This is a genomic window from Acinetobacter sp. SAAs474, assembly GCF_032823475.1.
GTDB lineage: Bacteria > Pseudomonadota > Gammaproteobacteria > Pseudomonadales > Moraxellaceae > Acinetobacter.
In genome coordinates, this window is sequence record NZ_CP127915.1 from 847,236 (window position 1) to 863,251 (window position 16,016).

At 37.9% G+C, this 16,016-nt stretch carries 14 protein-coding genes; 7 read left to right on the forward strand and 7 right to left on the reverse strand.

Features of this window, described 5'->3' with window-relative positions:
• The first annotated feature begins 178 nt into the window (after positions 1–178).
• The gene (locus tag QSG86_RS04970) at positions 179–1,195 is read left to right on the forward strand and encodes an AI-2E family transporter (protein ID WP_317030474.1); all 1,017 of its coding nucleotides are present in this window, start codon (positions 179–181) and stop codon (positions 1,193–1,195) included.
• Between the two features lie 454 nt (positions 1,196–1,649).
• Here QSG86_RS04970 and QSG86_RS04975 read toward each other — a convergent pair whose 3' ends face one another.
• The gene (locus tag QSG86_RS04975; RefSeq protein ID WP_317030475.1) at positions 1,650–2,906 is read right to left on the reverse strand and encodes a hypothetical protein; all 1,257 of its coding nucleotides are present in this window, start codon (positions 2,904–2,906) and stop codon (positions 1,650–1,652) included.
• A gap of 77 nt (positions 2,907–2,983) precedes the next feature.
• On the opposite strand from QSG86_RS04975, the gene serB reads away from it, so the two are divergent.
• From serB to QSG86_RS04990, 3 genes are all read left to right on the forward strand, one after another.
• On the forward strand, positions 2,984–4,204 hold the full coding sequence (gene serB / locus QSG86_RS04980; RefSeq protein WP_317030476.1) for a phosphoserine phosphatase SerB: 1,221 nt from the start codon (positions 2,984–2,986) through the stop codon (positions 4,202–4,204).
• A 431-nt stretch (positions 4,205–4,635) separates the two neighbouring features.
• Positions 4,636–4,971 (forward strand): AciT family ciprofloxacin tolerance protein, encoded by a 336-nt coding sequence (aciT, locus tag QSG86_RS04985; protein ID WP_317030477.1) that lies wholly within the window; start codon positions 4,636–4,638, stop codon positions 4,969–4,971.
• A gap of 148 nt (positions 4,972–5,119) precedes the next feature.
• On the forward strand, positions 5,120–5,599 hold the full coding sequence (locus QSG86_RS04990; RefSeq protein ID WP_317030478.1) for an SCP-2 sterol transfer family protein: 480 nt from the start codon (positions 5,120–5,122) through the stop codon (positions 5,597–5,599).
• A 59-nt stretch (positions 5,600–5,658) separates the two neighbouring features.
• Here QSG86_RS04990 and dtd read toward each other — a convergent pair whose 3' ends face one another.
• The gene (gene dtd / locus QSG86_RS04995; protein ID WP_317030479.1) at positions 5,659–6,099 is read right to left on the reverse strand and encodes a D-aminoacyl-tRNA deacylase; all 441 of its coding nucleotides are present in this window, start codon (positions 6,097–6,099) and stop codon (positions 5,659–5,661) included.
• Between the two features lie 317 nt (positions 6,100–6,416).
• On the opposite strand from dtd, the gene pncB reads away from it, so the two are divergent.
• The 3 genes from pncB (at position 6,417) to asd (ending at position 9,480) form a co-directional block, all read left to right on the forward strand.
• Positions 6,417–7,616 (forward strand): nicotinate phosphoribosyltransferase, encoded by a 1,200-nt coding sequence (gene pncB, locus QSG86_RS05000; RefSeq protein WP_317030480.1) that lies wholly within the window; start codon positions 6,417–6,419, stop codon positions 7,614–7,616.
• Positions 7,617–7,789: 173 nt separating this feature from the next.
• The gene (locus QSG86_RS05005) at positions 7,790–8,632 is read left to right on the forward strand and encodes a sulfurtransferase (RefSeq protein WP_317030481.1); all 843 of its coding nucleotides are present in this window, start codon (positions 7,790–7,792) and stop codon (positions 8,630–8,632) included.
• Positions 8,629–9,480, forward strand: coding sequence for an archaetidylserine decarboxylase (asd, locus tag QSG86_RS05010; protein ID WP_317030482.1), 852 nt, complete (start codon positions 8,629–8,631; stop codon positions 9,478–9,480). Before QSG86_RS05005 ends, asd begins: the two co-directional genes overlap by 4 nt.
• Before the next feature lie 67 nt (positions 9,481–9,547).
• Here the strand turns inward: asd and phoR are convergent, their stop codons facing one another.
• The 5 genes from phoR to QSG86_RS05035 form a co-directional block, all read right to left on the reverse strand.
• On the reverse strand, positions 9,548–10,915 hold the full coding sequence (phoR, locus tag QSG86_RS05015) for a phosphate regulon sensor histidine kinase PhoR (protein ID WP_317030483.1): 1,368 nt from the start codon (positions 10,913–10,915) through the stop codon (positions 9,548–9,550).
• Between the two features lie 9 nt (positions 10,916–10,924).
• On the reverse strand, positions 10,925–11,635 hold the full coding sequence (gene phoB / locus QSG86_RS05020; RefSeq protein WP_317030484.1) for a phosphate regulon transcriptional regulator PhoB: 711 nt from the start codon (positions 11,633–11,635) through the stop codon (positions 10,925–10,927).
• Positions 11,636–11,970: 335 nt separating this feature from the next.
• Positions 11,971–13,341 (reverse strand): MATE family efflux transporter, encoded by a 1,371-nt coding sequence (locus QSG86_RS05025; protein ID WP_317030485.1) that lies wholly within the window; start codon positions 13,339–13,341, stop codon positions 11,971–11,973.
• 109 nt (positions 13,342–13,450) lie between these two features.
• Positions 13,451–14,605 (reverse strand): methionine aminotransferase, encoded by a 1,155-nt coding sequence (locus QSG86_RS05030; protein WP_317030486.1) that lies wholly within the window; start codon positions 14,603–14,605, stop codon positions 13,451–13,453.
• A gap of 97 nt (positions 14,606–14,702) precedes the next feature.
• Positions 14,703–16,007, reverse strand: a complete 1,305-nt coding sequence (locus tag QSG86_RS05035) for a DUF445 domain-containing protein (protein WP_317030487.1) — start codon at positions 16,005–16,007, stop codon at positions 14,703–14,705.
• Positions 16,008–16,016: the final 9 nt, after the last annotated feature.

Sequence of the window (16,016 nt, forward strand, 5' to 3'; positions counted from 1 at the left end):
AAATGCAGCATATCCATTAAAGTTGTATCAGCACAAGTAGTTGGTTGAAGTTGGCAAGCTATACATCGATATTTAAAAGCGACGAAGAAATTTCTGTAACTTTAGAGCCAAAATCCGAATTCGTTTTGTCTTTATCATGATTTACAACAAACCTATATTATTTTTTGAGGCATGTTAAATGCAGTTACTCAATGATAAAAACAGCTTAATTGCCAGTTATTTATTAATTTTTATTTTTCTTGCAGTTCTTATTCCATTACATTTAACGGTAAGCTTTTTTTCAGGCTTTTTAGTATTTTCAATTATTCATAGCTTAAGTAAATCGAGTGAAAAGTATATTGATGGCCGGTATGCCCGTCTCACCTTTAGCATTGTGATTAGTTTGATCATTATTGGTTTAATTGTGCTCGGGATTGCTCGTCTGATTAGTTTTATTCATTATGATTTACAAGGTGCTCGGCTAGACCAATTGAATACAGAAATAGATATTCTACTACAACAAGTACAAGCAGAAATTATTAAGTATTATCCGAACTTTAATCCTTATACCACGATGAGTTTAAAAGATCAGTTATTTGCCTATATCAAAGAAAATTTAGGCATGCTGAGACATACCGGTACCAATATACTGCATAGCTTTGCAAGTATGATTATCGCAATGATCATTGGTATAATGGTGTCATTACATCAAGTTCAACCAAAAATGCATATTCCTGCATTTAAAGTCGCGTTAATTGCAAGAATTCAAAACTTAGCCACGGCTTTTCAGAATGTTGTTTTTGCACAAGTTAAGATCTCCCTGATTAATACGATCTTATTTATTATTTTCGCTCATATCATTTTACCTATTTGTGGCTTTCACCTGCCATTTGTCAAAACACTCACTATTTTAACGTTCATCTTTGGCTTAATTCCAATTATTGGTAATCTCATTACCAACACATTGATTACTGTTGCTGCACTGACGATTTCAGTCAGTCTTGCCATTGTTTCATTGGCATATCTGATTATTATTCATAAATTAGAATATTTTATTAATGCCAGAATTATTGGTACAAAAATTAATGCTTCCGCTTGGGAGGTTTTATTAGCGATGCTTATTTTTGAAGCGATCTTTGGAATTACCGGATTAATTGTGGCGCCTATTTACTATGCCTACCTTAAACTTGAACTCAAACAACAAAACATGATTTAAGCTCATCGAAAAATCAGCATAAGGAAGCTGGTTGGCTATCGTTGATGGTTGTTTTGAGCCACCATCACTTAAGATACTGAATAAGATATAACAAGCATTAGACATTCAACTGGCGCTGTCGCATTAAGGAGTAATTGTTGAGAAAGGTGACTTAGTTCTGCTGTTGGTGAGTCCATTGAAAGCGTCATGCTATGAAATGGTTTCATGCCATCTTATATTAAGCAAGCAAAATTAACATTTTTCCTGTCTAAACATGCAAAATATAGTGAGGCGAGGACATGCCATTTTAGGTATAAGTGTCATAAAGCATCGTTACAATAAGCAAAAAATAAGTGAAATCTGTGAGCAAATCACGTCTGTATATGTACTTTAAAAATCCCCCCATTTAAGTATGTTAAAAGGGGGGATAGGTTAATATCAGTGATGATGAATCTAACCAGATTACAGTTGATCTTTAAGATGCTTTAGATTGTTTAGTCTTTAAAATTTCAGTACGAATATTTTGTGCCAATTGAGCATATTCACTGTCCATACCATTAATCATAAATGCATGTCGCGTTAATACATTGGTTGGAGAGGGCAAGCTGACCAACTCATAATGATCAGACAATGTTGCCAAAAGCGCTTGAGGTAAATGTAAGGCACTTTCCTTGGCCGCTAATACATGGGTTAAACGCTCTGCTGCTTCAACTGAAGAGAGTTGCATCGATTCTACATCGCTCGATAGCGCACTGCGTGTTTGTAAAACAAAGCGTTTATCTTCACGATAACGTTTATAGAGTACTTCGGATAACAGTTGAAATACCGTACCAATCATAGCCATACATCGTGCAGCTTCGGGTTTGTCTGCCGCAATACTAATGGTGGCACCAGATTCATTAAAAGACTGTATGCTCTGAATGTCAGAACAGTTTAGCTTATAATGTTGTACACAAAGCTCAATACTTTTATTTAAAAAGATCTGACATAAATTAAAATACGGTAGAGAAACGCTACTGGTGACGGTATCTAATAGCTGTTTAGGATCATAGAACTGGATATTCAGTGCCAATCGATGATCTTGTTGATGCTCATAGTTTGGATGTTTTAATGTTTTTGGCGTTGGTTTGGCATTTTGCTGTGCTTGAGCAATCGCCAATGAAGCATTATGTTTTTCTTGTTCCAAGAGTTGAGTCAAGGTTTGTATTTCATGTTTTAAGCGTGATTCATTATTAATACGTGCCAGATATTCACTACGACTTGGACGTGCAATCGCACGATAAGCCAGCCATAACAAGACATGAATAATAAAAGAAACCAGAATGGCTAGCCATTGTGTCCGTAAAATTTCGCCAACACTAGGTTTAATTAAGGTGACTTCAACTGCACCGACTTTTTTCTCATTTTGTAGTGCATCACGAACAAAGATTTCACCCTGACGGGTTTTAGACATCCCGCTGGTAGCTAAGACCTGATTGTTGGCATTTAAAATACGAATAGAGGCAATATTCGGGTTGGTTGCATACCGATTGGCCAGTAATGCCAATGAAACAGTATTGGCTGGTTCTAGTTCAGAAAGGCTATCGATGACCAATTGTGTGGTCATCAGTTGCCCTTGGTTTGTTCGGGTTTCATTTAATTGATGAGTCGTTGCAAGGACCAATAAAAAGGTTTGCAAAATAAAACTTACAATTAGTAGGCTAGCAAATAGCCCTTGTCTAGGCGCATTCAACGTAAACTTCCAAAGTAATTCTACTGAATTTAGATTATGATTCTTACAATAGTTGTAGCTCAGATCAGAGTCAATTCATGCGAGAAATCATTCTTATATCATTTTTGGGACCTGACCAACCTAATCAGTTTACTCGATTAATGCAGGTATTGTCCGCCCATTCTTTACAAATTTTAGATGTAGGTCAGGCAGTCATACATAATCAATTGACTTTAGGCATAGTTGTATCTTCCGATGACCAAACGGCAACAGCTTTAGCCATGAAGGAAATTTTGATTCTAGCACATGAAATTGGATTAACAGTTCGTTTTAAACCAATATCTGCTGCAGTTTATGAACAATGGGTACAAGAGGGAGGGGCAACACGTTATATTATCACGGCTTTAGCGCCAGAATTAAAAGCCTCTCACTTACAAGCAGTGACAAAAATTGTCTCCGGTCAAGGTTTTAATATTGAAACAGTGACACGTTTGTCAGGTCGCCTTACCTTAGCCGATGATCCTACAGGGCCTAAACGCGCCTGTGTACAATTTGGTTTAAGTGGTCAAATGCTTGATGCCATTGCCATGCGTGCAGCATGTTTAAGCTTGTCAAATGAATTAAATATTGATGTCGCTGTGCAAGAAGACAATGCTTATCGACGTAATCGCCGTTTGGTCTGTTTTGATATGGATTCAACGCTGATCGAGCAAGAGGTGATTGATGAACTGGCGATCGAAGCCGGTGTCGGGGAGCAGGTCGCTGAAATTACCGAACGTGCCATGCAGGGTGAACTTGATTTTCAGCAAAGTTTTCGTGCTCGTGTTGCTTTGTTAAAAGGTATGGATGCGGCAGTATTGCCAAAAATTGCACAACGCCTCACGATTACAGAAGGTGCTGAACGATTAATTTCAACTTTAAAATCATTGGGCTATCGTACTGCTATTTTATCGGGTGGATTTCAGTACTTTGCTGAACATTTACAAAAGAAATTAGGGATTGATGAAGTTCATGCCAATCTGCTGGATGTACAAGATGGTATCGTCACAGGTGAAGTAAAAGGCCATATTGTTGACGGTGCACGTAAGGCATTCTTATTGGGCCAAATTGCCACAGAGATGGGAATTTCTCTCGAACAAACTATCGCAGTAGGTGATGGTGCCAATGATTTACCGATGTTATCGATTGCAGGACTGGGTGTTGCATTTAGAGCCAAACCATTGGTTCGACAAAATGCGAATCAGGCCATTTCGAGTGTTGGTTTAGATGGTATTTTATATTTACTTGGCGTACATGATAAAGACTTAGGGCGTGCTTAAACTGTAATGTGATGACACCATGTTCGATCAGCATGGTGTCATGATGTTACAAAAATATTTTGAGTTAAAGTTTAACCCTGATTTATGCGGATGATGTCTATAATTCATCATCACATGATCAAATCAAGTACCCTCACTCTCCTCAAATTTGAAAAAAATGATTGTTGATAAAAAATATCTGCCATTTTTGTAATGACACGCGAATCGCGCTGTGGCTTTATTTATCGCTGTATAGCCGGTAAAAAAATGTAATGACAATAGAATATAGCGACAAGATGTGTCGCATAATAAAAAAACAGCACTTCTTTTCTTAAAAAAAAACATCATAATGCACTGCATATAGAGTTTAATTTAGATATATAACCTTATTAAACGGTAACTGAGTTGGAGTCAAATTCTCTGGATTTACTTCAACTAGAATGGAGGTTTTTATGACCACAGCAAGTTTGGCAAGTATTATAGGCTTAAGCTTATTGGCAGTTGCTTTGATTGTAATTTTGTTTTCACCTTATCGCCGTTGGTTAAGTTTTATGTTTGCAGGTATGCTGTTTTGGGGTGTACTTGAAGCGTTGCGTTATGCAATACAACGTGTATTTGAGTGGTCTGTTACATCAAGTTATTTGCTGGCAATTTTTATTGCGATGATTTTAATGACAGCTTTATTGTTAAGAGAGGATCGTAAAGCACGTCAAGCAACTGCAAAGCGTCGTTATATTGAACATACACCTGTATATGAGGATGATCAGCAGCAATATTCTAGTCGCTAATCGACGATCATTTTTCATGATGGGTATGTATTTATCGTGATATTTTTCACTTTAAATAGCTTTTGCATGACAAAGCATTAATGACAAATTTGCTAGCTATGTTAGGATTGTCATCCATGTTGAAAAAATTACAATAGGCTTAAACTTCATGAAAATTTCTTCGATTCCTGTCGTAAAATTACCGTTGCTTGATGTCAGTACAGATCCTTTAGATATTTTTGTCGCAGGTTTGGCCTTACGTATGAAACAGCTCGCACGAACCAGTCCAAAATTTATCGAATTAATTCATGAACGCCAGTTTCGCTTACAAATCGGGACAGATTTGGGCATGGCACGTCAGATTATTGTTGATCATGGTCAAATTCATACCGTTTCTGGTGATGCAGAAAAAGCAGATTTTATTTTACAATTTGCCGATAGTGAGCATGGGGTAAAAACATTATTAAAAGGTGATCCGAGTGCATTTATGACTGGGATGCAAAATGGTTCGATTAAAATGGAAGGTGATTTTAGTTTATTGGTGTGGTTCAATAAAGCAGCGAAATTAATCCCGCCACAATTACCGAAACCATTAAAAGCTAAAATTAAGCAAGCACGTCAATTTGTAAAACAAAAAACGGGCCGTTAATGTGTCTGCACATAGGCAGAGTTTGACAAGGTCTATGTGCTTCGCCTCATTTGAGGTCGTTATGAAACATCTAAATTAAATGTCACAGGTCCATCATTAATCAGATGTACCTTCATATCGGCTGCAAAAATTCCTGTTTGAGTATGGGGAAATTGTTGCTTGGCATAACTCACCAGTTGTTCATACAATTGTTTTGCTTGGTCGGGCGCCATTGCTGGGCCAAAGTCTGGACGTAATCCCTTTTGTGTTTCAGCCATTAAGGTAAATTGTGAGACCAGTAATAAGCCGCCATCGGCTTGGCTGACATTCCAGCCCATTTTGCCCTGCTCATCATCAAAAAAACGATATTTTAAGATTTTATCAATCAGTTTTTGACCTTTGGCTAAATTATCATCTCGTCCAATACCTAAAAATACCAGTATTCCATGTTGAATTTCGCCTGTAACCTGACCATCAACTATGACTTTCGCTTCTAGGACGCGTTGTAATAATGCCCGCATAATTCTCTATCATCGCTCTATATGGTATTCAATTATAGCAAATTGGCTTTTCCTAAAAAATGCTGATCATATGTGCTGCACTGGCTAAAATCAGCATTAAAATTCAAATATTCAGCCAGTAAAACGACACGATATATCCCTATAGATCAGATGCAATCGATACTACAAGAGATAAGCGGATATATAGCAAGCCTAAATATTGAGCATGATGAATCCAGATGAATTCAATTGAATATATCTGGCTTAATGTTAAAAGCGGTAATATCTGAAGTAAAAATATGCTTTAATGGATTAAGTATCGCGAAATTTAACAAAATATGGCTTCAATCATTCAATCTTTGTTAGATACCGACTTGTACAAATTTACAATGTTACAAGTGGTATTGCATAAATTCCCGCAAACACACAGTGTCTATCATTTTCGTTGTCGTAATCTTGATGAGACCGTTTATCCTTTAGTTGATATTTTAGATGCATTAAATGAACAGCTTGATTTGCTGTGCGAATTAAAATTTAAAGAAGACGAATTACAATATTTACGTGGTTTACGTTTTATTAAAAGTGATTTTGTTGATTATTTAGAATTATTCCAATTAAAACGTCGTTTTATTAAAGCAGGAATTGATGCACAAGGGCGCTTAGATATCTGGGTCGAAGGTCCCATGGTACAAGCGATGATGTTTGAAATTTTTGTCTTGGCCATTGTCAATGAATTATATTTTAAACGCTTGAATGGTGCAGAGCTTGTTGCAGAAGGACAGCGACGTTTGACTGCAAAAATTAAGCTGATGCAACACTATCAATTGGCTCAAGATCCACACGATCCGCCATTTTTGGTATCAGATTTTGGTACACGTCGTCGTTATAGTTATTTATGGCAAAAACACGTTGTACAATCATTACATCAGGCGGTTCCAGAAATTTTTAGAGGAACCAGTAATGTACTGTTGGCAAAAGATCTTAATATTACACCGATTGGTACGATGGCACACGAGTTCTTACAAGCCTTTCAAGCATTGGATGTTCGTTTGCGTAATTTTCAAAAATCGGCATTAGAAACATGGGTACAGGAATATCGTGGTGATTTAGGAATTGCCTTGACTGATGTTGTTGGTATGGATGCTTTTTTACGTGATTTCGATTTATATTTTGCGAAATTATTTGATGGCTTACGTCATGATAGTGGTGATCCCTATGAATGGGGTGATAAAGCCTATGCACATTATAAAAAGTTAAAAATTGACAGTAAAACCAAAATGCTGACTTTTAGTGATGGCCTCAATATTGAAAAAGCGTGGGCTTTACACTTGTATTTTAAAGATCGTTTTCAGGTCAGTTTTGGTATAGGGACTAATCTGACCAATGATATGGGACAAACCGCATTAAATATTGTATTAAAGCTGGTTGAATGTAATGGACAATCTGTAGCCAAAATTTCCGATAGCCCTGGTAAAACCATGACGGACAATGATACTTTTCTGGCTTACTTAAGGCAGGTTTTTGATATTATTGAATAAAAAATAACAAGCGATTATTGCCGAAGGTCATCACATCGCCTTCGGTTTTTTTGTTATATCATCATCATGATTAATTCATATAGATCCTGTTCTGTGGCGTCATTAAGCGAATGCAACCGTGTCAAAGGCTATGTTAAACTGCTGTACATTGATCTTAATAACATATGATAAAAATGATGGTTTCTACATTAGATTTAGGATTGTTGATCGATGCCGATGAACTGCTTCCTTATCTCGATCATGATCAATTACGGATTATTGATCTAAGTCGTCGTTCGGTACATGAACAATTACATATTCCCGGTGCAGTGCATTTGACACCGGCATATCTGCTCAGACAAGATGAATACAGTGCTGGACTATTGCCTGATCAAGCAGGATTAATGGCACTCATCCAGCAATTAAATATTTCCCCACAACACCATGTTGTTGTCTATGACGATGAAGGTGGTGCATGGGCAGGACGCCTGATCTGGAATTTACACTGTATTGGATTTAATCAGACCAGCCTTTTAAATGGTGGAATTCATGCATGGCTGGCAGCCGGCTTACCCACCACGACTGAAATCAGCAAAATACCTGAAATTTCAAATCTTATTCAGGTGAATTTTAATAATAAATATCGGATCGAGTATGCTGATTTACTGCCACAAGTCACGGCACAACAGGTTCAACTCTGGGACTGTAGAACTAAGGAAGAGTATACAGGACAACGATTGGCAGCTCGACGTGGCGGACACATACCAAATGCTTTACATTTTGAATGGAGTACTGCACTTAATCGTGAAAATCATTTAAAATTACATTCTTTAGAACGCATTCAACAGCGTTTGGAACAATTGGGCTTTAATTTAAGTCAGCCCGTTGTTGTGTATTGTCAATCACATCATCGATCAGGGCTGGCGTATATGGTAGGACGTCTGCTTGATTGGGAGATCCAAGCGTATGATGGTGCGTGGAGTGAGTGGGGCAATCGCCTCGACAGTCCTATCATTACCGGAGAGTTGCCGTCTTGAGCCTTACATCACGTTTCAAACAACATATTTTCATTAAGGCACAACGTGTCGTTCCTCAACATCAGTTATCTCGTGTGGTGGGGCAACTGGCGGCAAGTGAAAATCCATTGGTTAAAAATGTTATTATTTCAGCGTTTAAAGCACAATACGGCATTGATATGTCGATTGCACAACAAAGTAATCCACTAAAATTTAAATCATTTAATGATTTTTTTACCCGCTCTCTTAAAGCGGGCGTGCGTGAAATTGATACAGATGTAAACAGTATTGTTTCTCCTGCCGATGGGGTGATTTCACAAATTGGTCAAATTGATGACGGTGAAATTTTTCAAGCAAAAGGTCAGCAATTCAGCGTCGAAAAACTGATTGCAGATCCACAACTGGCTGCACCTTTTAAACAAGGGCAATTTGCCACAGTGTATTTGTCACCCAAAGATTATCATCGTGTGCATATGCCATTTTCTGGAACATTAACAGAAACGTTATATGTGCCTGGTGAACTCTTTTCTGTAAATCAGACTACTGCAGAAAATATTCCGGGTCTATTTGCGCGTAATGAGCGTATGGTCTGTTTATTTGATACGGATATTGGCCGTATGGCTGTAGTTTTGGTGGGTGCAATGATTGTTGCAGGGATTGAAACCGTAGCGACTGGAAAGGTAAAGCCTTCTGGACGTCTAGAACTCAACCAGCATAATTTGTTTTTAGAAAAAGGTGCTGAATTAGGACGATTCTATTTAGGTTCTACCGCAATCGTATTATTTGAACAAGATAAAATGCAATGGGATACTGAGTTTAAAGCCAATTCAGCAGTTACCATGGGGCAAGCATTCGGTCATTTGTTATAAATGACCATAGGATCTATTGTATGTGCTATATCAATAGATCCCAATAGCTCAATCATCAAGCGATCAGCTAGCTTTGATTGGCTGTATTGTACAAACGTTCTTTAGGAAAAACCGCTTTAAAGAGTGAGCCTTTATTTTCTTCGGATTCAACTTCCAAATAGGCATTGTGTTGCATTAACACATGTTTGACAATGGCAAGTCCTAGACCAGTTCCTCCTGTTTGTCGACTACGCGCACTATCGACCCGATAAAAGCGTTCTGTCAGTCGAGGTAAGTGTTTAGGATCAATACCAATTCCTGTATCTTGTACTGTAAAGTAACCATGTTGTTCATCATCATGCCAGCCAATGGTAATCGTGCCACCTTTCGGTGTATATTTAATCGCATTGGTAATCAGATTGCTAAATGCGCTAGCCAGTTCCATATCCGAACCAATTAAATCACAATGACTGTCAATTTCTAAATTGAGTGTATGACCATAATCGGCATTATAGGCTTGCGCATCATCAAACAACTGATTCATGAGACTGGGTACTTCAATAATTTGATTTTTAGCAATATTTTTTTCATTTTCTAAACGTGACAGCAACAACAAATCATTAATTAAAGCATTCATACGTCGTGTTTGTGACTGCATTTGATCAAATGCACGTTTCCAGCGAGGATTAATATCTTCCTGATCTGTAAAGGTTTCAATATAGCCACTGAGAACAGTTAAAGGTGTACGTAATTCATGTGAAATGTTATCGACAAAATCTTTACGCATCTGTTCTAAATTATGCATACGTGTGACATCATGGGCGACCAATAAACGGCTTTCACTGCCGAAACGAGTCAATTTAAGTTGTACATAGAGCTCATCGTAAATCGATGATTTCATTTTTAAACCGTCTGGAAACTGATCAATATGATTAAAGTATTCAATAAAGCGTGGTTGCCGGAGAATGGTTAAAATATTACGTTTACGATCTTGTTGTTGTATGCCCAATAAGCGTTCTGCAGCTAAATTCCACCATTCTATTTGGTGATTATCATCAATTAAAATCACGGCCTCATCTAAAGCAACCAGTGAAGATTGTGCACGGTCAATTAATCCGACCATTTCTGCCTGAACAATACGTTCTTGTCGCTGTGAACGATATACATTAAATAATAAAGCGCCCCAAATGCCGGTTAAATTTGGCGGAACATCATAAGGGCGATTGGAAATCCAGTCATTGACTAAATAGAGTGAGCGAAGCTGTAAGGCAAAAAAAGTTGCAAATGCCAGCAATAGGCAAATGGCTAAATATCCAATTCCAAAACCAATAAAACTTGCAATGATAATAAAAAATAATAACAGTCTGAGATCTTGCTTTGCAAAAGCCCATAAACTGCTATAACGAGTGTGTTTATGATCACGCGCAAGATCGGGAACAGGGTAAGGTTCATACATGAATAAAAATTAACCTAATGCAACATCTGCTCGAGTAGAAAAACGGTATCCTGTGCCACGTACAGTTTGTACATAACGGTCTGTACCAAATGGTTCTAAGACTTTACGTAAACGTCGAATATGTACATCAATGGTACGATCTTCAATATAGACATTTCCGCCCCAAACCTGATCCAGTAATTGTGCACGGGTATATGCACGTTCAGGATGCGTCATAAAAAAGGCCAATAAGCGATATTCAGTTGGGCCCATGTCCAGAATTTTATCACCAAAACTTACCCGTTGGCTGACTGGATCTAAAATAAGGCCGTTGGCATCAATCATTTTTTCGCCGCTTAGGGCATTAGAACGACGTAATACTGCTTTAATACGAGAAACCAGTTCACGTGTTGAAAAGGGTTTAGTCATATAGTCATCTGCACCAGCATCTAAGCCTTGAACTTTATGATCTTCTTCGCCACGCGCAGTGAGCATAATCACTGGAATTTCAGCTAAATTTTCATCCCGCTTAAGACGTCGACATAAATCTACGCCACTGACACCACCTGGCATCATCCAATCTAATAAAATTAACGCTGGACGCTGATCAACAATCATTTGATGTGCTTGTCTGGCATCTTCTGCTTGTAAACATTGAAATCCTGCCATATCTAAAGAGGTATGGATCATTTCTCGAATCGGAAGTTCATCATCAACAATTAATATGTAATCTTCTTTCACAACGTAATACCCCCTATATTGGTCACAGTTGATCGTTTTTTATTTATGACAGGCTTATTACAAAGATTAATTATGACAATATCATTGCACGGCTTGAGGTTTCCTAATTTTTTGAAAAAAAATGTGACAAATTTTCAGCTATTCTCTAAAATAGGAGCATATCACACGAAAATAAACACAGACCATTGACGATCGCCATCCAAATTCCCATTTAAATCTTTGGCTAGATCAATCATGATATGCATCTGAAATTTGCATTACTCAGTTAAAAATAGCATTCATATGATCTGCATTTTATTATTTTGAATTTGTCAGATCATCCAGTCACATTACCATTAAACCAAAATATCGATGGTCTTCTTTTTCCAAATCCATTGATAATAACAAGCTTGCATTATACATAAACTGACAAATGCTAAGGCATAGCCATACCAGATACCTTGTAAACCCCACCATTCACTAAAAAAATAGGCACTTGGGATCTCAATACCGATAATTGCAAAAATATTAATCAACATTGGAATATTAACGGTACCACTGGCTCGCATAATAGAGGCAAAAATTGCACTTGCACCAAAGAAAATAATTGACCATAACACAATAAATAAGAGCTGTTGTCCTAATTGAACCACTGCGGGATCAGTAATAAAAAGTGCCATTAAATATTTGGAAAAAAGATAGGCCAATGCCACCAGTGTTCCAGTAAACAGTATATTCATCACCAATGCAGTACGTGTGACTTTGGCCAGCAAATCGGATTTTCCCGCACCAATTGCTTGTGCAGCAAAAATAGAGGCTGCAATAGCAATCGATAAAGCTGGAAATTGAATATAATTTAAGACTTGATTAACTGCACCATAAGCTGCAGTTGCATTGGCACCATGGCGATTGACCAAACCTAGAATCACCAGACCTGCGACAGCAGTCGTCATCATTTGAATACCTGTCGGAATACCAAGACGTAAAATTGTTTTACTGAGTTGCGGTGTAAAGCGAATCCGGCTGAGCAATTGCCAATCTGGTTTTAATGGATGGTTTTTATAATTCAAGTAGAGAAAAAGAAAAATCAGTACACTTAAAAAACCAATTGCAGTTGCAATCGCGGGCGCAATAATACCAAGCTTTGGTAAACCCCAATGACCTAAAATCAAGGCCGGTGTAATCATGACACCAATTACAATGGTCATTGCAGATGCAAATAGGGGGGTGATGCTGTCACCCACGCCACGTAATAATGCTGTATACATGATATAAATAAATAACAATGGACTACTGGCGAGCATCCATTGTACATACGGTAATGAAAACTGCATTAATGTGACATCGGTACCTAAAGCCAACAAGATAGGACGTGCACACATGACACTGAGGACGGCAATGACGACTCCTCCTGTAATGGTCATAAACAGTGCTGATCCAACCACATCACGTACTTTTTCAATTTCCTGAGCTCCCCAAGCTTGTCCAACCAATACAGTTGCACCAGCAGACAAACCAATCACAAATGCCATCATGCAAAATAAGATCGGAAAAAATATGGCAACAGCAGCAATGGCATGAACACCGAGTAGCTGACCCACAAAAATCGTGTTGATGGTACCCGATAGGTTTTGTAAAATATTGGTTGCAATTAAAGGCAGAAGAAAAACGACAAAGGTTTTCCAGAGCTGTGGTTGATTGACCAGAGGAGTTTCTTTTGCTGCCATATCTAATCCATTTGACTCCGTTTTTTCAGTTGTAATTTCATGTTTACGCTGTTTTTATGCTGAGTAAATATACAATAAAATATAAATTTATCATGATCTTAGCTAATGTTTATAACTGCGATAAAATTTCACCAGCGTGGACTAAGGTTTGATCTTTTTTCGCAAAACAAAATCGAATCATGGTTAATGTAGTGGGTGGTTTTTGATAAAATACAGAAATTGGAATAGCAACAATTTTATGCTGTTGTGCTAGAAACTGACACATCTCAATATCATTTAAATCTGGGCGAATTTGACCATAGTCTAAATTTTGAAAATAGGTACCTTGAGAAGGAACCCATGAAAAACGTGACGTACTTAAGGCTTGATTAAACAAATCACGTTTGGCTTGATAAAAATCTGCCAGTTGTTGGATATGTTCAGGATGTTGTTGCATAAATTGAGCTAAGGCGACTTGTATTGGTGTTACAGCACAAAAATTGGTAAATTGATAAATCTGCCGGAATACTTTCATGAGCGCTGGACAGGCAATGCAATAACCTGTTTTCCAGCCAGTGACATGAAAGGTTTTACCGAAAGAACCAACCACAAAGCATTGTTGACGTAATTCAGGAAAGGATAAGGCTGAATAATGCTGCTGCCCATCATAAATAAGATGTTCATAGACCTCATCCGATAAAACCAGAATATTTTTATCTTGAATTAAGTCAATTAAGTGATACCAATCCTGTTTGCTCCAAATCGAGCCCGTTGGATTATGTGGTGTATTGACAATAATCATCCGTGTTCGGTCATTGATTGCCGTCGCCACATGATCCCAATCAACCTGAAAATGACCATCACAGAGCGGAATATGTACGGCCTTTGCACCGATCATTTTTACACAAGGTGCATAACTATCATAACTTGGATCAAAAATAATGACTTCATCATCGATATGAATGAAAGCATGAATAATGTTGGCAATTGCACTGGTGGCACCTGCAGTAATACTAATTTCTTCAACAGGGTCTAAGCAGAGTTGATCACGCTTTAAAAACTGCTGTGCCAGTAGCACTCTTAATTGCATCAGGCCATCACCAGATGCATATTGATTAAAATCGTTTTGCGTGGCGTGGCTTAATGCCGCAATTAAATCGGGTGGTGCTGGAAAATCAGGAAAACCCTGTGCAAGGTTTAAGGCATTTAATTGCTGTGCCAGTGCTGACATCACACTAAAAATAGTGGTTCCCTGATCCGGAAGTTTAGTGTGAATTTGCAACATAAGCACCGAAACAGTAATGATGAAATGGTTTTCAACATAACATATCTTTTTAGTTGGTTGCGTACTATTTTTTTAGCATCTTATCGATCAGTCTGTCTTACCATACATAATCCAGTACAGCACGAATGATCCCCAGTGCCAAACCAATACATGCACCGACTACGACACCATTAACACGAATCATGTGTAGATCACCACCCACTTCATTTTCGATTTTATCAATCATTTCACGTGAGTCCCATTCATGGATACGTTCACTAATAAATAAAATGACTTTTTCACTGTATTGATCAGAAAGGGTGATTGCAATACTGCCGAGTTTATCATTGAGCAGCTGTCGAACATCATCATTGATGATGATATTTTCACCGACTTGCTGAATGGCAATACGTAAATTTTCAGCGATACCAGAGTGAGGTTTTTCTAAATCCGTTTTAATGGCATTACATAAAATCACCACGGCACCACTCATAAAATTGAGGAGTTGAGGGCTATTGAGTAAAGCATCTTTGGTTGCATTGAGTTTTTGACTGGTTTCACTGTGCTGATCAGCCAGTTGTGTAATCAGTTGTTGTCCATATGCTTCTATTTTAATACGCCAAGGGTGATCAGGATCTGCCAGTATCGCTTCAATACGTTGAATAAGTGAATCAATTGAACGTTGTTGTACATCAATACCAAACCAACTGACGCCTCGTGCCAAACGCCATACTCCCAGTTCTTTAAAGATTTTTTTAATCATTTCTTGGACTTGTTCAGGATGTTGTAACATCCAGTCATGTAATTGATCCAAGCCACGTTGTAATACTTCCTGATGGAAATCATTCTCCAAAACAGCGCGTAGCATTTCGCTGGCCAGCGTATTGATTTGCGTATTTTTGATCCATTGCACACTATTATTTTGAATAAATTGCGCAATTTTTTCTTGACCTACAAACTCAAAAATTTTAGGTGCACTTTGTTGAACCATTTGGCTTAGGCGTAAGGTATTTTCGGGTTGTGCCAACCATTGACCGAATAACAGCGATAAATCTGTTTTCGCGAGGCTTTTTTCAACAATCTGTGGCGATAAAAAATTTTCTTGAACAAAATGACCCATAGAAACGGCAATACGGGCCTTATTACGTGGAATAATTTCAGTATGATCACGTAAAAAGCGTGGGATAGGGAATTGACCAAATGGATTACGGAATAATACGGTAATGGCATACCAATCTGCGAATCCACCCACGACGCCCGCTTCTGCAGAGAGCATTAAAATATGAATTAGCCAAGCATATTCTGGTAAGAGTTTGGCTGCAATCAGTAAAATTAACCAGATACTAATGGCAATGATGAGTGCAATGGTTGCTAATCGCTTGCTACGCTGTAGATTTTGTGAACTGTTTTGCTCTTGAGTCATCGTCTATCT

Bases quoted from the DNA above. Each gene is read 5' to 3' on its own strand.
- QSG86_RS04970 (WP_317030474.1), top strand. From the start codon at position 179: ATGCAGTTACTCAATGATAAAAACAGCTTAATTGCCAGTTATTTATTA.
- serB (WP_317030476.1), top strand. From the start codon at position 2,984: ATGCGAGAAATCATTCTTATATCATTTTTGGGACCTGACCAACCTAAT.
- aciT (WP_317030477.1), top strand. From the start codon at position 4,636: ATGACCACAGCAAGTTTGGCAAGTATTATAGGCTTAAGCTTATTGGCA.
- QSG86_RS04990 (WP_317030478.1), top strand. From the start codon at position 5,120: ATGAAAATTTCTTCGATTCCTGTCGTAAAATTACCGTTGCTTGATGTC.
- dtd (WP_317030479.1), bottom strand. From the start codon at position 6,099: ATGCGGGCATTATTACAACGCGTCCTAGAAGCGAAAGTCATAGTTGAT.
- pncB (WP_317030480.1), top strand. From the start codon at position 6,417: ATGGCTTCAATCATTCAATCTTTGTTAGATACCGACTTGTACAAATTT.
- QSG86_RS05005 (WP_317030481.1), top strand. From the start codon at position 7,790: ATGATGGTTTCTACATTAGATTTAGGATTGTTGATCGATGCCGATGAA.
- phoR (WP_317030483.1), bottom strand. From the start codon at position 10,915: ATGTATGAACCTTACCCTGTTCCCGATCTTGCGCGTGATCATAAACAC.
- QSG86_RS05025 (WP_317030485.1), bottom strand. From the start codon at position 13,341: ATGGCAGCAAAAGAAACTCCTCTGGTCAATCAACCACAGCTCTGGAAA.
- QSG86_RS05030 (WP_317030486.1), bottom strand. From the start codon at position 14,605: ATGTTGCAAATTCACACTAAACTTCCGGATCAGGGAACCACTATTTTT.
- QSG86_RS05035 (WP_317030487.1), bottom strand. From the start codon at position 16,007: ATGACTCAAGAGCAAAACAGTTCACAAAATCTACAGCGTAGCAAGCGA.